This is a genomic window from Veronia nyctiphanis (assembly GCF_004116385.1).
GTDB classification, from domain to species: Bacteria; Pseudomonadota; Gammaproteobacteria; order Enterobacterales; family Vibrionaceae; genus Veronia; species Veronia nyctiphanis.
The window spans coordinates 41,496-62,325 of sequence record NZ_PEIB01000026.1; the positions used below are offsets into that span (position 1 = coordinate 41,496).

Annotated in this window: 19 protein-coding genes and 2 pseudogenes; 9 read left to right on the forward strand and 12 right to left on the reverse strand. The window is 44.2% G+C overall.

The annotated features are described in order from the left end of the window. Window positions 1-22: 22 nt before the first annotated feature. Window positions 23-718, reverse strand: a complete 696-nt coding sequence (locus CS022_RS17670) for a bacteriorhodopsin-like (RefSeq protein ID WP_235869580.1) — start codon at window positions 716-718, stop codon at window positions 23-25. Between the two features lie 488 nt (window positions 719-1,206). Here CS022_RS17670 and CS022_RS17675 point away from each other — a divergent pair, with 488 nt between their 5' ends. Further along, complete coding sequence (locus CS022_RS17675; protein ID WP_129123389.1) at window positions 1,207-1,776, forward strand: DNA-3-methyladenine glycosylase I; 570 nt, start codon at window positions 1,207-1,209, stop codon at window positions 1,774-1,776. Window positions 1,777-1,826: 50 nt separating this feature from the next. On the opposite strand, the pseudogene CS022_RS17680 reads toward CS022_RS17675, so the two are convergent. Both CS022_RS17680 and CS022_RS17690 read right to left on the reverse strand, forming a co-directional pair. Continuing rightward, window positions 1,827-3,511, reverse strand: a pseudogene (locus tag CS022_RS17680) (amidohydrolase). A 140-nt stretch (window positions 3,512-3,651) separates the two neighbouring features. Continuing rightward, entirely contained in the window at window positions 3,652-4,278 is a 627-nt protein-coding gene (locus CS022_RS17690; protein WP_129123392.1) for a hypothetical protein, read from the reverse strand. 285 nt (window positions 4,279-4,563) lie between these two features. On the opposite strand from CS022_RS17690, the gene CS022_RS17695 reads away from it, so the two are divergent. Together CS022_RS17695 and CS022_RS17700 are read left to right on the forward strand one after the other, a co-directional pair. Continuing rightward, entirely contained in the window at window positions 4,564-5,175 is a 612-nt protein-coding gene (locus tag CS022_RS17695) for a TetR/AcrR family transcriptional regulator (protein ID WP_129123393.1), read from the forward strand. Between the two features lie 22 nt (window positions 5,176-5,197). Then, complete coding sequence (locus CS022_RS17700; protein ID WP_129123394.1) at window positions 5,198-6,073, forward strand: alpha/beta fold hydrolase; 876 nt, start codon at window positions 5,198-5,200, stop codon at window positions 6,071-6,073. A gap of 46 nt (window positions 6,074-6,119) precedes the next feature. On the opposite strand, the gene CS022_RS17705 is transcribed toward CS022_RS17700, so the two are convergent. The 3 genes and pseudogenes from CS022_RS17705 to CS022_RS17715 all read right to left on the reverse strand — a co-directional run bounded on the left by CS022_RS17705 (window position 6,120) and on the right by CS022_RS17715 (window position 9,405). After that, on the reverse strand, window positions 6,120-6,506 hold the full coding sequence (locus tag CS022_RS17705) for a glycine zipper family protein (RefSeq protein WP_129123395.1): 387 nt from the start codon (window positions 6,504-6,506) through the stop codon (window positions 6,120-6,122). Between the two features lie 171 nt (window positions 6,507-6,677). Beyond that, window positions 6,678-8,020 (reverse strand): annotated as a pseudogene (locus CS022_RS17710) (TldD/PmbA family protein). Further along, window positions 8,020-9,405, reverse strand: a complete 1,386-nt coding sequence (locus CS022_RS17715) for a TldD/PmbA family protein (RefSeq protein WP_129123396.1) — start codon at window positions 9,403-9,405, stop codon at window positions 8,020-8,022. Before CS022_RS17715 ends, CS022_RS17710 begins: the two are co-directional and overlap by 1 nt. Window positions 9,406-9,747: 342 nt before the next feature. On the opposite strand from CS022_RS17715, the gene CS022_RS17720 reads away from it, so the two are divergent. Continuing rightward, window positions 9,748-11,274 (forward strand): amidase, encoded by a 1,527-nt coding sequence (locus CS022_RS17720; RefSeq protein ID WP_129123397.1) that lies wholly within the window; start codon window positions 9,748-9,750, stop codon window positions 11,272-11,274. 15 nt (window positions 11,275-11,289) lie between these two features. Here CS022_RS17720 and CS022_RS17725 read toward each other — a convergent pair whose 3' ends face one another. Both CS022_RS17725 and CS022_RS17730 read right to left on the reverse strand, forming a co-directional pair. Further along, window positions 11,290-11,832: a ClbS/DfsB family four-helix bundle protein gene (locus CS022_RS17725; RefSeq protein ID WP_129123398.1), complete on the reverse strand. Its 543-nt coding sequence runs from the start codon at window positions 11,830-11,832 to the stop codon at window positions 11,290-11,292. After that, on the reverse strand, window positions 11,829-12,374 hold the full coding sequence (locus CS022_RS17730; protein WP_129123399.1) for a 2'-5' RNA ligase family protein: 546 nt from the start codon (window positions 12,372-12,374) through the stop codon (window positions 11,829-11,831). Before CS022_RS17730 ends, CS022_RS17725 begins: the two co-directional genes overlap by 4 nt. A 1,312-nt stretch (window positions 12,375-13,686) precedes the next feature. On the opposite strand from CS022_RS17730, the gene CS022_RS17735 reads away from it, so the two are divergent. After that, a complete protein-coding gene (locus tag CS022_RS17735; RefSeq protein WP_129123400.1) occupies window positions 13,687-14,673 on the forward strand; it encodes a CobW family GTP-binding protein in 987 nt (328 codons plus the stop codon). Here CS022_RS17735 and CS022_RS17740 read toward each other — a convergent pair. From CS022_RS17740 to CS022_RS17755, 4 genes are all read right to left on the reverse strand, one after another. Continuing rightward, window positions 14,603-14,869, reverse strand: a complete 267-nt coding sequence (locus CS022_RS17740; RefSeq protein ID WP_129123416.1) for a diacylglycerol kinase — start codon at window positions 14,867-14,869, stop codon at window positions 14,603-14,605. The two genes, CS022_RS17735 and CS022_RS17740, sit on opposite strands and share 71 nt — an antisense overlap. Window positions 14,870-14,887: 18 nt before the next feature. Continuing rightward, window positions 14,888-15,469 (reverse strand): HD domain-containing protein, encoded by a 582-nt coding sequence (locus CS022_RS17745; protein WP_129123401.1) that lies wholly within the window; start codon window positions 15,467-15,469, stop codon window positions 14,888-14,890. A gap of 30 nt (window positions 15,470-15,499) precedes the next feature. Then, entirely contained in the window at window positions 15,500-16,234 is a 735-nt protein-coding gene (locus CS022_RS17750; protein ID WP_129123402.1) for a riboflavin synthase subunit alpha, read from the reverse strand. A 61-nt stretch (window positions 16,235-16,295) separates the two neighbouring features. After that, a complete protein-coding gene (locus CS022_RS17755) occupies window positions 16,296-16,787 on the reverse strand; it encodes a tetratricopeptide repeat protein (RefSeq protein WP_129123403.1) in 492 nt (163 codons plus the stop codon). Between the two features lie 460 nt (window positions 16,788-17,247). On the opposite strand from CS022_RS17755, the gene CS022_RS25480 reads away from it, so the two are divergent. The 4 genes from CS022_RS25480 to CS022_RS17770 all read left to right on the forward strand — a co-directional run bounded on the left by CS022_RS25480 (window position 17,248) and on the right by CS022_RS17770 (window position 20,822). Next, window positions 17,248-18,354: a cache domain-containing protein gene (locus CS022_RS25480; RefSeq protein WP_201746313.1), complete on the forward strand. Its 1,107-nt coding sequence runs from the start codon at window positions 17,248-17,250 to the stop codon at window positions 18,352-18,354. Window positions 18,355-18,365: 11 nt separating this feature from the next. Then, the gene (locus CS022_RS25485; RefSeq protein WP_201746314.1) at window positions 18,366-19,217 is read left to right on the forward strand and encodes a methyl-accepting chemotaxis protein; all 852 of its coding nucleotides are present in this window, start codon (window positions 18,366-18,368) and stop codon (window positions 19,215-19,217) included. Window positions 19,218-19,410: 193 nt separating this feature from the next. Continuing rightward, window positions 19,411-20,178, forward strand: coding sequence for a carbon-nitrogen hydrolase family protein (locus CS022_RS17765; protein ID WP_129123404.1), 768 nt, complete (start codon window positions 19,411-19,413; stop codon window positions 20,176-20,178). Next, window positions 20,175-20,822 carry a Type 1 glutamine amidotransferase-like domain-containing protein gene (locus tag CS022_RS17770; RefSeq protein WP_129123405.1) on the forward strand — a complete coding sequence of 216 codons (648 nt, stop codon included), beginning with the start codon at window positions 20,175-20,177 and terminating at the stop codon, window positions 20,820-20,822. Before CS022_RS17765 ends, CS022_RS17770 begins: the two co-directional genes overlap by 4 nt. Window positions 20,823-20,830 lie beyond the last annotated feature (8 nt).

The following is a 20,830-nucleotide window of genomic DNA, read 5'->3' on the forward strand; positions in this document are numbered from 1 at the left end:
GTTAACTCACAAACTTAAAGCGTTAGGCATCCTCAGTACTGCTTGTAGCGGCAGACCAAATAACGACACCGAATGCGATTTTGTTAACGAAATCTGCAAGGTTGTAGACGAGATTCAGCATGTCTGACGACCCTTCAGATGTGTAACCGAGTACGTAACCTATTGGGTAAATCGACCAGCCTACCGTTACAATCAAACGCAGTGCGCCAAACGCTTTCTGACTGGCTTCAGTTCCACTTTCTGCATTTATTTGACTGGCCTCGCCAACAAACACCTCGTAGATGATGTAAAGCCAACCGACCATTCCGATGATAAAGCCAACCCAAATCCCGAGTTTGCCAATTTCGCCCAGATATCCTCCGACCAACATGACCAAAGAGGCGATAAGGAGTTTCCAGAATAAACCTGCTCTCACAACAGCTATTGCTGTCAGAATCAGGTAGAACTCAATAATTTGCAGCGGTACTGTCAGCAACCAGTCTACATATCGGAAGGACGTGGGACTCTCTCCTGTACCGATCCACACTCCTCGCATGTAGAAATAATGTATAGCCGCGATACCAGTCACCATTGCTGCGACGGTAAGTGATGTTTTCCACTTTCCGACAGCTCTGTCTCGTTCTACCCAGAAGAAGAAAGTTGAGGCGACCATGGCGGCTGAGATAATCCAAAAGGACATGCCGACAAGGTCATTGGGATCAAGCATAAGCTCTTTCATTTCGTCACCTTTGTTGTGTATTCAACATTCGAAAAACAATTTCGACAGTTTGATTACCCAGTGACCGAACCGAATCTTTTACAGCAAGCGATTTATTTACTGTAGCTGCTTGTGCAACATCAAGTAATACGACAATGGTTTGTCACTGATTACTGCTATTAACAACACTAGTTACGTGATAAATATGTTTCAAGATTTATAAAATCAAAATAAATATTGATTTTGTCTGTGGTTTTTATTAATTCATTAACTAAAAATCAATGACTTGAGGTAAATTTTTTGTTGAATCGATCCTATGTTTCACCGTACTTTATTATTAAATTTGTGACGTGTTGCATATTTAAGTTCTGATGTTTAATAGTCAAAAATCATTATTATTTGATGAAAATCTACGAGTCTTCTCTGCTTTTCTTATCTAGATTACGTTTCAAGGATTTAATATTATTTCCTTACATTTAATCCAGTTTTTATAAATTACAGGAAACAGAATGCGACGTTGCGATTGGGCAAATGGAAGTGACATTGACGCTAAATATCACGATACAGAGTGGGGCGTACCTGTTCACGATGACAGGAAGCTATTTGAGATGCTTTGTCTCGAAGGCGCTCAGGCTGGCCTAAGCTGGACAACAATTTTACGTAAGCGAGACGGTTATCTTGGAGCTTTTCAAAACTTCGAATTAGACAAGGTAGTAACCCTGACGGATGCTGATGTGGAAACATTGGTACAAAACCCGGATATCGTGCGTCATCGTTTAAAAATTCAGTCAGTGATTGGTAATGCGAAGGCGGTGATCGAGATTCAGAGTGAATTTGGGAGCTTTGATGCATTTATATGGTCGTTTGTTGGCGGTAAACCGATCATTAACCAGTGGAAAAAAACAGAAGACGTACCAACTACCACCGCAGAATCAGATGCGATGAGCAAAGCGTTAAAAAAACGAGGCTTCAAGTTCGTTGGCAGTACAATTTGTTATGCCTATATGCAAGGCGTCGGCATGGTAAACGATCATTTGGTTGATTGCTTCCGGTACAAAGAGGTTTGCGGCCTGAAGTGATAGGTACTCACGTTTCTGACGCGGAGAGCCCTCCAAACGATGACCACTATCTACACCGAAAAAATAGTCTTTCCGCACTTGATAGTCTCGACGACATGAAGTTCGCGTAGTTTATGCTTATCCACGGTCAGTGGGTTGCCATTCAATACGACAAAATCAGCGAATTTACCCACCTGGAGTGTTCCCTTTATTTGGTCTTCGAAGGTCTGTCTTGCTGCCACCGAAGTGACAGCTTCGATCGCCTGATATGGTGAAATAGCATGCCACTTACCCAGCTCAATGCCGTTTTTACTCTTCCTGTCCACAGCGGTTGCAATGAGGCCAAGGATATCCAGGTCAAGAATCGGCGCATCTGTGTGTAATGTAAAAGGCAAGCCGAGTTCGTTAGCCCAGCCAGCGGGTGAAAAATTAGATGTTTTCCAAGGTCCAATGATCGTGTCGTGGTATTCGTCGCCCCAGTGATAAATATTGAGAGCAAGAAACGAGGGAATAATGCCTACTTTCTTCATCGCTTTTAGCTGATTGAATTTGGCACTTTTCATATGTACCAGTGTCATCCGATGATCTTTCATACCGTGCTTTTTCATTGCTAACTCAATAGCTGAAATGGCCATTGATGTTGCTCTGTCAGCATTACTATGGGCGATGATTTGGATGTTATTGGCGTAAAAATAATCTACAAATTCATTGAAAGAAAACTGGTCAAGAATACGTACGCTGGATTGTTGGTTCAGATACTTGTTATTTTTTAATTTGAGAAGGCGATCTATTGGTGAGTTTTTGCCTGACGTTTTTTGTCCATCCCCAGTCAGTTTTACTCCAGCGACACGCAGGCCGTTTACATTTGGCCCTACATTTTGAAGCTGAGTAATCAGACTGAACTCGTCTGAGTTCGGATAGATGTTGATATCCAAGAACAGCTTTTGTCTGTCGGCTTGTGATTTCAAAATTCTGAAGCCATTTAAATTTCCTGCGCCTTCAAGAGCGGTCGTAATTCCGTTTTGCGCGTAGGCCAATTGTGTTGCTTTGATGACGTTATCAATCCGTTCCGGATCGTATGCATTTAGATAGGGGTAAATAGATAACACTGCTGAACCTTGAATCAAGCCAGTCAGTTTTCCTGCTTCAGTCCTCTCAATATGACCATTTTTAGGGTTGGGCGTGTCTTTATGAATTCCCAGTAAGTTAAGCCTTTTGTGTTGCATAAAGCCTGGTTACCTGAAATTTGCATCATACAAAATGGCTGTGTATTGCTCACCGTATTCAATTCTGCCAGTGAAGGGTGGCGTCTTTCGAGTAACTCTGTTTCGTCATAACCCCATGCGAAAGCCAACGATTTAACATCATCAAATTTCGTTACATGCGCTCGCATCGCCTCAAGTATTTCTGAGATCTCGCTAAAGTCACCATCTGGCTGCGAAAACAAATACGGTACGTCAACAAGATTGATTAACTGAGAAATGTGCGAATGGGCGTCAATGAAGCCTGGGAGCAGTGTTTTACCGCTCAGCGAATCTACTTTTGTACGCTCGTCAGCAAGGGAGAGTATGTTTTGATTACTGCCAATAGCAAGAATATGCCCATCTTTGATAGCAATAGCCTGCTCTTCAACGCCTTCACCTGTCATGGGTATCACATGACCGTCATATAAAACGCGATCTGCCGAGAGTTTAGCTTCGCAAAGTGGGCTGAACAAAAAAGGGAACAACAGGTAAGTTTTGATTAATCGATACATGTTCAAGGCAGATTGATTCAGATGGGAGCGAGATTTTACTTGTCCGCAGTCTAAATACAAGTATTAAACGCCCGTTAGAATTATATTTTCATCAGTATAACGGGCTAATGCATTGATCTTTTGGGTATTCAGGTAGTCGTCTATTTTTGTACCATCGACACTTCTTGATAGAGGCTCATCAGGGTTTGTTCTGCTTTCTTCGGGTCAGGACTAATTATCGTAAAGGGATAAGACAAGTCATTAGGATGAAGCACAACAAACTGGCTCACTCTAACGTGCCCTTCACAACACCCACTCCTTTTCTCCATGACGGTTCCCCACTGTCTACCTAACTCTTTGACCGAAGGCAGTGAGATATAAGCGATGTTTTTGTGGCAGGGCAAATTGATGTTGTGTTGGCGAAAAGAGAGTAGCAAAGGCACATCGTGATCTAACTCTTTTCGTGTCGAAAGCTCGGTATTGATCAGCTTAGAAGGCATTACCAAAGATAAATAAACAACCCGGCCAAAGAGTGGCTGCAAGGTATCAACAATGCATTCAGAGGTTTGCTCACCCTCTAGCAGCCATGTATTTCTGTTTAAATTATCAACGGGCAAACTAAATTCGGGTCGTGATATCGAGAGATTGGTCACCATGGGTTCTGCCATATTAATGGTCAGAATGGGATAGCTTTCTCCATTTGCTGGTAGGTAGCGAATCCCGGCTACGCTACAATTTGCAAAGACAATAAGGCATGTAAAAAGTACGCTCCAGAAAACTTTCAGCACCACGCTTCTCCCTTTTTATTGATAATTATCAGTCTAGTAGCTCCCCTAATTTATGCGCGAGAAATAACCCAAATCAAATGTTATCAAGTACATTTACTGGATTTAAAAGTCTGGAATATCTCACAATTTAGAGCAGGTAAAGCAAGGTTACCCCCCTAAGTTGGGCGTTATGTCAATTTCAAAGAACTGTTATCTGTACCCAATAATTGGCCACATATTTGATGTGATGAGTGAAAAAGCGAACGTTCGTGCTATTTTGTAAGTGCTGGAATCAGGAGTGGTAAATTGAAGAAACAACAAGAAACAAAACTAAGAATTCTTGATATTGCCTTTGAGATGGCGAGTGAAAACGGTCTTGAGAGCTTGACGATTGGAGAATTGGCTAAACAGGCCAACATGTCGAAAAGCGGCTTGTTTGCGCATTTCAATTCTAGACATAACTTACAAGCTGCCGTCGTCAGGTTTGCTTCGGATAAATTTCAGGAGCGAGTCGTTGTGCCTTGCCAACAACAAAGGTACGACACGCAAGAGCAGAAGCTTAGGGAATTACTCGCAAATTGGCTGAGCTGGAACGGTTCATTCCAAGGTAGTTGTCTGTTTCTCGATGCCTGGAGAGAGAACTCTGACGACGATGATGTGGTTCAAAACTCGCTCAGGGAAGTGACGCTTAAATGGTTGAATTATTTGAATATCCAGGTCGAAAAAGCCATGGCTAAAGGTGAGTTTAGGAAAGAACTGGATGCTTGGCAGAAAGTCTATGAGTTATATGGACTGTATTTGAGCAGCCATCTTTTCGAAAACTTGACCATTACTGGCGATTCAAAAGAAAGATTTTGGTTAGGGATAGAGCAGTTATTCATTCAGTGCAGAGTGAAGACTGCATGTAAAGAAGTTTAAAAATGTGGTTAGGGGAAAATAAGTGAGTAGCAAAATCTATTTCAGTGATAAAGAGAAGCGTCGTCTGGGCGTTTCACGAGCGCTGATAAATATTTCAACCCGCGCATATTTTAATATTGCGCCAAAGAGTGCGGTCAAAACAGCCCGGAAACTCTTTCTAACACCAGCAAAAGCAAAGAATAAGAATACAACACCTGGCGGTATGGTGACTTCAGATGTTATGAGTGCGTCAGGCAAGATTCGTGTATACCGTCTTGGTGTGGGGCCAACTTGGGTAATGGCTCATGGTTGGTCAGGCTCGGCAAATCAATTTTTCCCACTGATGGAAAAAGTGGCTGCAATGGGCTTTACCGCCGTGGCTTATGATCAGCCCGCGCATGGTGGTAGCGAAGGTCATGAAGCACACATACCGAACATGTTGGCAGCTTTGAAAGCAGTGTTGGGGGATGTTGGCGACGTTGAGGGCTTGATTTGCCATTCAATGGGTGGTTCTGTGTCTCTTCACATTGCTGATGAAGTTCTGCAAGGGAAGCCGTGTTTGCTCATCGCGCCTGCGCTTTTTTACTGGAAAAATGCCAAAAATACGGTGAGGCGAGTAGGCGTGCACATGTCACTTTATGATGCTGTGATTAATGAAGTGTCTAGAGAATACAATTTTCTACCTTCCGATTTTGACCCTGATCAAAGGCTTATTGAAATGTCGTCTCCTGTGACGATCGTTCACGACAGAAACGACAAATTTGCGCCTTTCGAGGCGTCAGAGAAAGCAGCGTTGTGCAGTCATATCAACTTAATAGCGACAGAGGGCTTGGGTCACGGAAGTATTATCAAGAGTGATCAAGTAGCGACAGCATTTAGAGCATTGGCGTTGCCAGTGCATCAAAAAGAAATTGCTTAACTGGAGGAAAAAAGTAGGGGAAATAGAACTTGTTCCCCTGCTTTTGTTAAATGTCGTAAACCTTGTAACCGCGATCTCGCAAACAGCGCCGAAGCACTTTTGCTTGATCTTTAGTGGAGTTGTTCGCCCCTTGAATTGCGCCAGCACCACCGCCAATTGCGCCACCAACGGCTGCACCTGTGACTGCACCGCCCACACCGTCATTTATCACTCCTGAAATTGCACCAATAATCGCCCCGGAAACAGAGCTATTTGCAGCTTCAGTTTTTGCTGCTTCCGATTCGTCCACTTGCTCTGCAAGTCTCTGGCAATAGGCAAAGTCTTTGTCATATTTTGCTTTGTCCACTCCCTCCAGATCAACAACGGGCTTTTGGTTGTAAGCACACCCCGCGAGAAAGACGACTGATATAAATATACAAAGTATGTGTTTCATAACCGGCACCACTAACATACGGAAAGTATCAAAAGACAAAGAAGGATAACTGTCTTGGAATAAGTAAAGTCGATACCTGCACGTTAGGAAAAACGAAGCGTAGCGTCAATGCTAACTATGAGACTTGTAAAGAAGGATAAAGAGCCTGCATGAAACAGGCTCTTGGATAGATTACTCGCCAGCTATGCTCAGGCCACTGAATCGAATAGTGGGCGCATAGAAGCTCTTCCAAGCATTTGGCAATACTGTGCTGCTTACTGCTTCAACATCTTTCAACATCTGGTAAAAGTTGCCGGCAACTGTGATACCACGGACAGGTTGTACACGTTTGCCATCCCGACACAAAAAGCCACTTGCGCCGAATGAGAAGTCGCCGCTGATTGCGTCAGCACCAGAGTGAATTCCCTGCAGGGAGATTAGCTCTAAGTACTCGCCACCGGTGACTTCAGATTCGCTACTTTGTCCTGCGCTTATCACTTTATGAAGACCAGAAACGCCGAGCGTCCCTTTTGCTGAGCGGCTGGCATTGGCGGTATGAGTTACGCCAAAGTGGGCCGCAGTCGCAGAGTTATGATACAACCCAACCAACTCACCGCCTGAAACCAGTACGGTGTCTTTGGTGGCGAAGCCCTCACCATCGAATGCGCAGATGGACATGCCACCTTCAACGTAGGCTTTGTCTGTGATTGTCAGCAAAGGACTTGCAACAGTAGAGCCGACCTTTTCGCGCCATGGGTTTGTTCCGCGTTGTGCAGAAAGACCCGAAAGGCAAGAACCAAATGCGCTGAAAAGTTCATCCAGCGAGTCAGAGTCAAAGATGACTGAATACTGACCGTTGCAACGGGTCCACCATCAAGTAGATCATGAGCAACCTGATAGCTTTCATCAATGACTTTAGTGGCATTCAGGCCTGCGAAAGTGCGAGCAACAGAGCCCGTGTAATGCATCGACTGCTTTCCATCGTGATCAATCAGTGCGCTGGTGTAACACATTAAATTTCGGCTTTTGTGGTAGCAGCGTATTCCCAATGTGTTTGCTAACAATGATTGGCTAATGGTCTCAGCGAAGTTGTTGTAAGGTGCGCCTTTTGCCAGTGGCTTATCGACAATACCTTGCTCAAGTTGCAATGCGAGCGCGACTTTTTCTTCTGCCGTTGCTGTATCATCCTGATAGGTTTCTGACACGTCTGTGGTTATTGATGCACCTTCAGCTCTGATCTTTTGATGTTTATCATCTTTCGTAAACGTCGCGTTAACAACAGCCTGATCGACCATTTGCTTTAGGCTTTGTTCTTCAAAAGATTCCGAATAGCTGATAGAGACACTGTCACCTTTAACAACGCGTATACCAATAACCTGACTGCCAGAGACCTGATATTCAGAAAGTTCACCACCATCCGCTTTCAGCGAAAATTTCTCACCAGATTCGGCGATAACATCGGCTTCAACATTCCTTTGCTTTGCATAATCAAGAACAAGATCGACGGCGTTATCGAGTTGAGTAGATTCAGACATTATTTGCCACCTCCTACCAGAATGTTGTCCACTTTAATGGCTGGTTGGCCTACTGTTGTTGGTACGGCACCACTGATAGAACCACACATACCTGCGGCAAGTTTAAGATCTTTACCCACCATGCTGATTTCTTTTAGAACTTTAGGTCCAGTACTGATGAGAGTTGCAGATTTCAGCGGCTTAGTGATCTTGCCGTCTTCAATCAGATAACTTTCTTGCGCGGCGAAGTTGAATTCACCTGTGCCCGGTTGAACAGAGCCACCACCCATCTTGGCGGTATAGATACCTCGTTCTATGCTGCCAATCATCTCATCAAGTTCACTGTTACCCGCTTCGATGTAGGTATTACGCATTCTCGATGTTGGTGCGAATTTATAGTTTTGTCGGCGACCTGAGCCCGTACGAGCGTAGCCCGTTTTCAGGCTCCCCATGTGATCGACCAGGAAGCCAGTAAGCTTGCCGTCTTTAATCAACTGGGTGTTTTGAGTCTCCATGCCTTCATCATCAATGTTGATAGAACCCCATGCATTTGGAGACAGGCCTTCATCGACAGCATTGACAACAGGGTTGGCAATCATCTCACCCATTTTGTCATGGAATACTGATGCGCCTTTTGCGACGGAAGTTGTTTCGAGCAAGTGCCCACAAGCTTCATGGAAAATAACACCACCAAAGCCATTTCCTATCACCACTGGCATTTCGCCTGAAGGACAAGGCACAGCGCCAAGCTTGATTAGGGCTTGTTTGGCTGTTCGCTGACCCAAGGCAACAGGGTCTATTTCAGTGTGGAATTCCCAGCCTTTCAGTGCGCCCGGGCCTTCAAAGCCACTTGATTGTTCAGTGCCATCGGCAGCAACAACAGACGACACAACACGCACGTAGTTTCGTGTATCTTGGATGTGTAGACCTGTCGAATTGAACACTTCGATGTGCTGCTCGCGTTGGCCAACAACACTTATCGCCTGACTAATTTTTTCACTTTCAGCCCGTGCACTTGCATCCACTTTTTTCAAAAATGCAATCTTCTCTTCGATGCTCGGATCTTTTGACAGGTGACGTTGGACAGGGTGACGCTCGTTACCCGGAGTCAGGTTAATAGCACCCGCATTGGCGATTTGATCGCGCTTGTCTTTTGCACAAAGAAGACTGGTGACTTGCTTGAGTTTTTCTTCGTCTTTACTGTTCGTATAACCGTACAGGACTTTGTGGCCAAAAAAGAGGCGAATACCGATACCGAAATCGATGCCGGAATTAACTTTATCTACTTCTCCGGAGAGTAACTCGACGTTTCCTGAATGATGATGTTCAACAAACAGCTCCGCAAAATCTGCTCCCAAGAACAGTGCATGGTCAATCACTGATTTGGCAATGGCAGGGTTTAACATGCCTTTCTCCTATAAATGTTTGCTTGGATTCCGTGCCGAAAGGCAGGGTTATCTTTTTGTTAGCAGCCCCCAAAACACTACCAATAAATGACTTTCAACGCCTTAACTCTGGAGTTTTTTTTGGTGTTGCGCGCATAAAGTAAAAATAGTGTTTTATTAACCTTTACAAATTCTTGCAGGAATCGTTTTTTGGGGAGGTAATGATTGGAAATGAACTGATTGTTGGTATTGCTGACTGATATCTTCGGTCAAAGGTTATGGACATCCTGAGAGACTTTGTGCTGTTAGGCTGGTGTTTTGACGAGACGGTAATTAGCAAATCAACCGCCTAAAGGAATTATAATGAGTGAAGCTGATGAAGTGCAGATAATGCGAAACGATAGTGATGCCAAAGTCGATAGGCTATTGATGGAAACAACGACACGTTCTCTGCTGAAGCAACTCAGCACTGGCCAAATAACGTCGGAAGCTATCGTCACCTTCTATCTGGACAGAATAGAAAGTATCGATAAATCGGGTCCACGCCTTTCTTCGATTATTGCCACCAATCCGGCTGCTATGGCTGAGGCCAGACAAAGAGATCGAGAAAGACGTGAGGGGGTTGCTGAAGGTTCTTTGCATGGCATCCCTGTTCTTCTCAAAGACAATATCGAAACGGTGGGGCCTGTCGCAACCACTGCTGGCGCATTGGCGCTTAAATACAACGTCCGTACAGAGGATGCCATACTGGTTAAGCAGCTTAGGGCGAATGGTGCGATTATTCTCGGTAAGACCAACCTCAGTGAGTGGGCAAATTTCAAATCACTGAAAAGCTCCAGTGGTTACAGCGAAATCGGTGGTCAGACGAAAAACCCCTACTACCTAGACAGAAGTCCTTGTGGCTCAAGTTCAGGCTCAGCTGCCGCAATATCAGCCAACTTAGCTCCACTTGCGGTTGGCACAGAAACCGATGGCTCTATCGTTGCGCCAGCAGCTCATTGCGGCATTGTAGGTTTAAAGCCAACGGTAGGTCTCGTCTCTTCTGCGGGCATTGTACCAATCAGCCACAGTCAGGACTCTGCAGGACCAATGGCAAGAAGAGTTGAAGATGTTGCAATGCTTCTTAACGCCATGGTTAACCCAATTCATCCTAACGCTATTGAAGATTATGCAGCTCAACTCAATACAGCTTCATTAAATGGAAAACGTTTTGGTATCACGGAAAGTACGGAGCGATTCCCTGAAGTTGTTCGCGAGGTTTTTGAGCAAGCTGTCGGGGCACTAGAAGCCGCTGGTGCAGAAGTTGTCAGAGGGTTAGAGCTTCCTGAAGAAGAGGCACTGGGAGAAGCTGAATTTGAAGTGCTTCTTTATGACTTTAAACATGACCTCACTGACTATCTCTCATCAACGCCTGACTCTGTCACCGTGAAATCTATTGATGATTTGGTTGAGTTCAATCGAGCCAACCCCTCAGCAATATCACCATTTGGTCAGGAGCTGATTGAAATGGCCGCGTCAAAAGGGGAGCTTACCGATGAGGCGTATCTCGTTTCGAAAAAGTTAATAGAAAAACACGGTAAGCAGGAGGGGATAGATCACCTGTTGGCCGAATATCAACTCGACGCATTTATTGCACCAACAAATACCCCTTCATGGCTCATTAATCATGTTGAGGGAGACAAATTTGAAGGTGGTTCATCGTCACCAGCTGCAATCACCGGATATCCAATCATTACGGTGCCTATGGGTGATGTGTCCGGGTTACCGGTTGGGCTTTCTTTCTTTTCAACTGCTTTTCGCGAGAAAGACCTGATTGAGCTTGCGTATTGTTTTGAAAGAGAAATAAACGCGAGAATCTTACCCGAATTTAGAGCGGTCTTTTCGGAATAAACACATGGGGCGCGCTCAATCGCGCCCGCACGATGAGTGCGCGTCAGCTTGATTGTATTGACGCTTAAATTTTCTGATCTTGGTACGGATGTTTTTCATTGGGGAGGAGGTGTTTAACTGAATCATCCTGCCGAGGGTGTAGCTTTTATACCAGTTCTCTCCGTAGAGTTTATCTTCCGGGAGCGACTCTATGAGAGTCAGTATCTGAGATGTTGTATTCTCGAGCATGTTCAGCAGCGTCTGATAGCTTTTTGATTGGTGCTGTTGATGAAAATGCTGTGCGAGATTACCCAATTCGTTCCACTTGTAACCCGTCTCTGGGAAATCGATGTTCAGGCCCTGTTTGTCTCTGTCACACCACTTCAACACCAAATTACCCCATCCAATAAGGTAAGACACGGTATCGCAGACGCTGATTTTTGTACCTTTGATGTTTCCTTCTATGGCGTTCACTTTAGACATACATACAGGGATCTCTCGATAGTCTTTTATCAGCTTTTTGACACTACCCTCTATGGCGTGCAGCAAGGCCTGTTTGCTATCGGGGATAGAACTCAAGCGGGACTACCAATTTTATTAAGTATTACAGTGTGGTTGTGAATGGGCATCTCTTTCAGCGTGGACTCATGAATCAAAATGTCTTTGCCTGCTGAGACTTTATAAATCGACAGCCTGTCGACAGCAAATGAAAATTCAGAAGGCTCAGCAGAGAGTGATTCAAGTGTTTCTTGCCAGGTAAAAGGGTTTTTTATTCTGGCTACCGTGATGTGGGGAAGGTAAGTGAGCTGATTGTTGTAAAGGTTTTCGAATGGCCCAGTGTATAAGCGGTCATGCAAATTGATGATGTCATCGTTCCCTTTTTTTATGTTGAGGAAAATAAGGTCGTCATCCTGACCGGTAAAGTCTCGCGTTGTTACGGTGAAGGGAGGTGTGTGTGTGGCAATACGATTGACGTGGTTGATGGCGGCACTTGGGTTGTCCCAATGGGTGGGGAAGACCAAAGTTACGTGGGCGGGTACAGCATCGGAGAGTGGGTCGAACTCTGACCGTATCCCCTCGATATACGCATTGTATTTCGGAATAATCGCCACATAGTACATAAATCTGCCTTTCTGTTACGTTGCCGTCCGTATGAGACAACCTAGGAGGGCTGTGAACAAAAAACCACCACACCATGATTAATTTTCAATTACTTAGACACATATCTCTATTTTTATAGACAGGGAAGGGATGCATGCAGTGTTTTTTTTGGCGAGTAATGAGGAAATGTCGAAAAGCAAAAAAAAAGTAAGTGTCAACTTATCCGATAATAAACCGACACTTACTAGCCTTCACAAAGGTTAACAAATAACTATTGCGTATTTTGATGGTCCTGAGCCAGAGAACTCATTCACACAACAAAACAACCACCACAAAAGTTATTTCAGTAGGAATATACAAAGACATCGCTGTTGTTCGATGCTAACTCAACATTATGCAGAGCCAACATCTCGCAACGAGGTTACGTGATGCTCCAATTGAAAGGAACAATCACCGAATTCGTTTGAGCACATCAAGGGCCGACTACTGAATAAACGACTGGCGGGTATTCAATGCGCGATACTGATGCAAATTGTAATTCCAAATACTGTGTTGTTTTCGTTTTGGTATTTTGAACAATATCTGAATCAGACAACAAACTATTCAATTTGTATGTCTGCAAACGATTGCTCAATCAACAGTTACTAAACTACCTAAATGGAAGAATGTGTGCGAGGTTATGTGATGACAAATACAGGTCATTTACTGACACTTTTATCACTAAAATGTTCTTATAAAAGACGATTGGGTGGGGGTCATTAAATCAACCTGATCTAGCATACCTCGGCTTTTCCTGGCCGAATTTCTATTCGGTTTCTGTTATCTTCGCCCAAGATGCGGGAGAAGAACAAGATAAGTGAATACTAAATCTTATTTTAAATCATGTTATTAGTAGTCAGTTTTTAAATTGGAATAAATGCTCTTATTTTATGGTCTGAAACTGAAATTTTTATTTTATTTGGCCTTTCAGAGTATTTTACTGTCGAAAAATGAATAAACACGGGATGTCTTTATTTGACTCCTCCATAAAGGCTTCTGAATGTATTTCTGGACGACCTGCTTTTTTGTGTAACTAAAAACTCATGTAAACCGCGACACTTTTGATCGTTAAGCATTGTTGTAATTGGCAGATAAGTGCCTAAGTCCAAAAATCCAAGTCTGCTGCTCGCTTTTGTATGAGGTAATCTCGATGGAATTTTTTTTCTAAAAGGCAGTTATTGATTTGTCTATTTTTATTGTTACGGTCAGAAATGAATACTGATAACACTGGAGAGTATCGCTATAATCGCGCGATAATAGTCATGAGTCGTTTCGAAATGTTAAGGGTAAACAATGACGGCAAAGCTTACACATAAAGTACCAACGAACATCATTACGGGCTTTTTGGGCGCTGGAAAAACAACAGCGATATTGTCATTGCTTGAGTCAAAGTCAAAGGACGAGAGGTGGGCGGTTCTCGTGAATGAATTTGGTGAAGTCGGCGTTGATGGCGCTTTTTTGAGTGAGCAAGGTGCGATTGTCAAAGAGGTCCCTGGTGGATGTATGTGCTGTGTGGCTGGTCTTCCTATGGCGGTGGGTATCAACGCACTGTTAGCGCAAAACCCCGATAGATTGCTGATTGAGCCAACAGGGCTTGGTCATCCTAAGGACATCATCGGTAAGCTGTTGTCTGAAAACTACGAGAAATACATTGATCTAAGAGCAACGATAACACTGGTTGATCCTCGAAATTTTGCCGATAAAAAATACACTGAGAATCAGAACTTTAAAGATCAAATAAATCTGGCTGACGTATTGGTTGCGAACAAGGTAGACCTGTGCGATGACGATGATCTTGCTGCTTTTGATGAGTGTTTCCATGGCTCTGCCATTGCGAAAGCAGCGAAAGGTATTGTGTCCGAAGGAAAACTAGATTCATATTGGTTGGACCTTCCACGAACCAACCGAAACGCCGAGTTCTTACACCATCATTCTCACGATACTGATATTCCTGCGTTTGAACTGGTTCCCGGAGAACGCTTCGCGAGAAAAGAAAACAAGGGGCAAGGTTATAACAGCTGTGGATGGGTGTTTACGCCTGAAATCGTGTTTCCGTTCGATGCCCTATACGGATTATTAGGGAATATAAATGCTGAGCGCGTAAAAGCAGTGGTGAACACAGACGACGGAATGTTTGCTTTCAATATTGTTAATCAGGTTGTGTCAGTGAGTGCCGTGAGCCTAGAAGGTGTAGAATCCAAGCTGGAAATTATCGATAAAATGACTCTGCCGTGGGATGACCTTGAAGACATCCTGTTGTCGTTACTTCCTGAAGCTTAATGCCGTCGTTACTCATTTTGTCAGCCATGTCATTACAAAAAGTAGTAATGACATGGAAGGGCGTCAGAGCGATATCTTTGGCTCTGACGCTCAGTTTAAGACGCTCATGGCCGATTCGGTCGATATCGGCTTCGATGGCTGAATTTAATAATTGTCTGATGAGAACAATAAATTCAGCCTTCTCGACAAGGTTCAGCGAATGCTTTCTCGTTGTTTATGACAGAAAGCCATCCTCGACAGCTTTGTTGAGCTTCTGTTCGACGGCTGACCATAACTTCTCACTGCCCGCCCCAATCCGCGCGCTGTTTAACGCAAAGACTTGTTCCTTGGTGATGCCATGTTTCTTCCAACCATGCCCCTCATCGTGGATATTGTGGAGTAAGGGCGGCAGGCGATCTATAGCTTTGGCGAACTTTGCGTCAGCGGATTTACCCGTCTCAAACTCTTCCCAGAGAACAAGCAGTTCATCTTTTAAATCAGGCTGAATATTTGTGAAGAGTTTTGCAATACAGGTTTTTTCTTTTGATTTGAGCTCTGCAGTTTCACTTGAGTAGATAATTGTGTCGCCAGCTTCAATTTCCCCAAGATCATGAATTAACATCATTTTTATGACACGTTCAATATTAACTGGCTCGTTGGCATAATCTTTAAGGACCAGTGCAGAAAGTGCAACATGCCAACTGTGTTCAGCGGAGTTTTCGTATCTCTTGAGGCCAATGGGGCGTGATTTACGCTGTATATCTTTGAGTTTTTCGATTTCGGTAATGAACGTCAGAATGTTGCCAATGGCTTGCATGAATTCTCCTGTTTTGAGTGAGTTTGTTTCTCAGAGTTTTTCTAGTTGCTTATTTCTTCCTGCATTGTTTTGAGACGGCGAAACACCAAGCTGGTCAATATCTATACCCTGTATAGCCATCATTTTTTCAAAGGCGGGTAATAGATCTTTGAGTTGGTCTTCAAGAGTGTCACGAACCGTATCCACAACAACTTGCGTACCGCGTTCTATTTCAACGTTGACTCTGTTACCCTCAGTTTTTTGACCGAATACAGTAGCGCGTCGGGTTTCGGGAATCAGCCAAACATTGAACCAGCCTTCATCCTTGTTGACATCAGCGACAGTCAAGCTGGCACCATCTAGAGCAATATACCCTTTGGGAAAAATATACCTCTTCCATTTTTCTTCTACAGACAACGTGACGCAATAGTTGTCTTCAAGTTGAAGGACTGATTTTATCTCTGCGGTAAAATCCACATGACCCGAAAGGGGGTGGCCGCCAATTTCTGCACCATCTTTTGCCGCTCTCTCGGCATTGACCTTTGCTCCAACAGGAAAATCGCTGAGTGTGGTAATGTTGAGGCTTTGAAGCATCACATCAAACTTTACCCGCTCCGAAGAAATCAGTTTGGTGACTGTCAGGCAAACACCATCAATGGCAACACTGGCACCAATTTCCAGCCCGTCACAAAACCCTTCTGGGAAATGAATAACAAAAGTGCGTATTCCGTTGTGATCTGCGACTTCTTCAATAGTGGCGATGGCTTGAACAATTCCTGTAAACATTTTCGTGGTTCCGTATATAGCTTGTTGTCAATCTGTTATTTATCTAACAGCGTAATCTTATTTACGCTGTGCTGGATTTTAGATGAGCTAGGGCGATTTCAGTAGACTGAACGAGCTTTGATTGTTTCAGCTTCCTTCGTATTTCGAGGGCTTCTTTGAGCACGGCTTTCGCTTCGATATGTCGATGCTGTTCAACCAGTGATTTTCCGTAGTGTTGAAGAGCAAAACTTCGTTCGAGTTCGTCAGCAAGTTGTAAGGCTTTTTGAAAGTGTTTCTCGGATTCTGGGTAGCGGTAAACATACTGAAGTGATGTTGCGTGGACTTGATAAGCCCAGAATTGATTTCGCCGGTTTTCAGTTTTTGTTGCCACGCATGAAGAGAGGCGAATGGCAGTATTACGCGCTCCCATTGCTCTCAGATGGTCAGCAATTTTTATTTCCTGCCACTCCTTCAGCAATTGCTTTTTTTGTACAACGGCAAGTAGCCAAATACCACACCGATAGAAAAAGCCTTTTAGGTGACAAATGGAAAAGTGATCCCTTTGATATTCCAAGTTGATGCCTCGTGTACCTGAGTAATCTGATATCCGCTATACACATTCTTGCAGCGGTATATGGCGTGATCATATCAGCGGTGTGACTACCCGTATGGTTTTTGAGGTGGTTTGACGAGTCACATCAACTATTTTGTCATTACTCAACAAGGCATATTCCTGATGTATAGATAAGCGAACATTGCAGATGGAAAAACCTGCAACCCTTTTTGGAAAACTTGTATCTGGAATGAATGAGATGAAACAGTTTGTGATTTTGCGACGTGAAGCAATGTCTTAGTTCTGGTTATTCGAGCGGGCTCTCTGTGTACGGAAGGTAGAGCGTAAGACACAATTTATTCAGCAAAGCTAGTTACATTGAGGTTTTCACCTCTTCAGAGAGAGCTTTGCGCAAAAACAACAAAAAATGCTGCAAGGGCACCTTCGCAGTTCGAGCATCAAGCGTTAGAAGGACATACGCATGAGTGTAACCCAAAAACTGAGGTGGGCTTTTTTTGCTGCAATTGGCCTGCCACTCATCATTATCACTGCCATTGTCGCAGTGCAAACTCGTTACTTCTCAGTCGAGAAATTCGCTGAGGCGAGCTTGCGCGAAGCCACGCAAATCGACAATAACTTCGACATGTTTTTCTCTGAAATTGCAAAAGACGTGACGTTTCTTACTCGCCACCAATCGGTGACGAATGCCCAAAGAGGAATTACCAGTTACAAGGCAGAACAAAAAAGTGTTGAGATGGATGCGCTGTCGGGGCCCGATAACGAAAAAATAGCCTATCAACTTTTTGAAAAGTTTGGCGATACTCACAAGGGTATTGCTTATATCTATATGGGAAACGATGAAGGCGGTTACATACAATGGCCTCAGGGTAATGTGGGTGCAGGTTATGATCCCCGAAAGCGTCCTTGGTACCAGACAGGGTTAACCAACACCAATGAAGCAATAAGAACCGACGCGTACTATTGGGAACCTGATGACGCGGTAATCGTATCAACGGTAAAAGCAATCAAGGTTGCTGGCGCGGTTACGGGTGTTCAGGGAATGGATGTTTCTCTGAAGGGGCTTACTGAGATTGTAAAAAAAATCCGCATCGGCGAAACGGGATACCTGATGTTGGTGGAAAACACAGGGAAGATTCTTGCGGATGCCAAGAATACCAAGAATATGTTCAAGCCAATCGATGAGGCATTGCCTGAACTGAGTGCACAGCTTAGCCAAGGTGACCAAACAGTTTTTGAAATCAATATTGAGGGGGATGACTATTTCGGTGTGGTGTATACCTCACCTCAACTTGGATGGAAATTTGTCAGTCTTATCAAGCAAAGTGAAGTGCTAGCTTCAACAAATCAACTTATCTTCAGTCTTATAGGGGTCTGTGTACTTCTTATGATTGGCTTTATCGCCATGGCTATTTACCTTTCCAGACTGTTTGCAAGGCCCATAAAAGAGGTGAGCTACGGCTTGGAATCGATTGCGCAAGGAGGAGGTGATCTCACCCGTCGTCTTCAGGCTTCCTCAAAAGATGAACAGGTCTGCTGGCCAGAAGTTTTAACGCCTTCCTCTCGTTGATTGGGCAGTTGGTGACCGAAATTAACCGTTGTGCCAAGCAACTCGATTTGTCGGCGAGGGACACTGCGTCGCAGGCCGATGAGCTTGCCGCATCAACATCCCGTCAAAAAGAGGCGCTAGAGATGACGGCGACGGCCCTTCATCAAATGTCTATTGCTGCCAATGAAGTGTCAGGCAGTTGCGCCAGTGCAGCCAACCTTGCCAACGATACACAAGAAGCCTCAGAGCATGGCCGAAAAGTCATGGCTGAGAGTGTAGAAAGCGTGAATGAGCTCTCTGGCATCATTCACAAAGCCAGTCAGCGTATTGATATGCTCGACTCAGAGAGTGAAAACATTACTTCAATTCTTGCTGTTATTCGCGGTATTGCCGAGCAGACAAATCTGCTTGCGCTTAACGCTGCAATCGAGGCGGCGAGAGCGGGTGAGCACGGAAGAGGGTTCGCCGTTGTTGCTGATGAGGTTCGGGCACTGTCAATCCGTACGTCTGACTCAACGGAAGAAATTACGACTCAATTGGATAAGCTTCGTAAAATGACCGAAGAAATTTCTAAGAGCATGCACCTAAGTTTATCTAGAACGGATGAAACCGTTGAGCTAACACAGTCAGCGCAAAGTAAGTTCACAGACATTACATTCTCAGTGCAAAATATCAGTGACTTGAATACGCAGATAGCAACTGCAGCTGAGGAACAACAAGCTGTGGCTGAGAGTATTACAAGAAGTGTGGCGGATATAAAAACTGCTGCAGACAGCGTGAGTTTGGTAGCGAATGAGGCCAGTGAAAACGGAGATAGAGTGAACCAACTCTCAGGCCAACTGACTGAATTGGTAGGTAAATTCAAAGTATCCTCCGTAAGCTAAACAAAGTAGCAATGGGGCAAGGGTTGCCCCATTGCACTTCATTTCTGATTATTCTCATTTTGGTTCATAAAACTCGAATGTCCTCGCAATTATTCCTACATATATTTGCCGAGTATCGTCACTATGATTACCGTTTCAAGCTTAACGCCTAAAGAGTCAGTGAACACTGAACAATGTTGATGGTCGCAGGAATATGAAGCTTGGAATTGTTCAAATGCCAATGGCATGGACAAGCGAAGAAAACACAAAGGTCATGTGTGACGTGCTCAATCAACACAGTTACCTTGATATTGTTTTGTTTCCCGAGCTATCTATTTCTGGTTTCCATCGCAATATCAGAGAAGAGATCAAGGCTGACAAGATCAGTGAAGCAGTGAGACAGATTGCCAATGCATGTCGAGCATCGAAAATAGCGGCTTTCGTTGGCTCCCCGACTATCAATAATGGACTCTATTACAACAGCTATCTCGCCTTTGATGAAAAAGGAGAGGTAGTTGCCCATTGGCACAAAGCGGGTTTGACGCCAAGCGAATCTGAGGTTTTTGAACCAGGCAGATTTAGCGTTGTAAATAAGATTTGTGGTTTGGCCTGTACTGCGCTTATTTGTCGTGAAGCGAACGACAGTTCTTGGTTCATCAATGAATGCCAGCCTGACCTGCCCGATATAGTCATTTGGCCCTGTTATGTCGGTAATTTGTCGAATGATTCCGATGATACTGGATTTAATGATGGCGTCAGCCGGATAGCAAAGAACTTATCAGCCTATCTTTTTCAAACTAATTGGCCAGTATCTCTTAATCAGCCTGAGGCGACTGGGCTGGGTGGGAGTAAGGTTTTTTCTCCTAAGGGGGCAATACTTGCTCAATTGCCGATTGATAAAACCTGCATAGGGATTTTCGATTTAGACACCCATTTTTTGTCAGTCGAACCGCTCAACCTTTCAATAGATGCAATTCAATGAACCTGATTTATTTATCCGAACTTCAACACCATACTTTGCAACAAGCTATCTCTCGGTTTACCCGCAGCCAAAATATATCCATTGGTCAGGGGGCTTATATTTCATCACAACATGAGCCGGAGCAGTTGTATTTTCGATATACCCGGGAACGGTACACACAAGTTGGCCTCGACCTGGCTTATTACTTTGATCTCGAAGATGCATTCGATGAAATGAAAATTGAGAAGGTGTTCGGCTACTCATTTATTCATCTTTCTGGCGGCGATACTTTTCGCTTTCTCAAAGCCATTAAAGAACGCGCCTTACTTCCAAGATTACTAAAGTATGTTGAAAGCGGAGGCGTCGTCATCGGAGTCAGTGCTGGGGCCATGATTATGACCTCAAGCATTGACTCCGCGGTTCTTTGTGGTGATCACAACACCGTTGAACTTTCTGATTTCTCAGGGCTTGGTTTAGGTGATTTTCTCATTGCGCCGCATGCTGACAAATCGGAAACTGAGTGCCGTGACGCGCTTAAAATCGCTAACGAGCATGGTTTACCTATATACCTGTGCAGTGATGATGATGCGATCGTTATATCAGGGCATGAACACATCATCATCGGTTGTCCATTGCTTGTTCAACCTTCATTAGTGCGGGTGTGATAAACCTG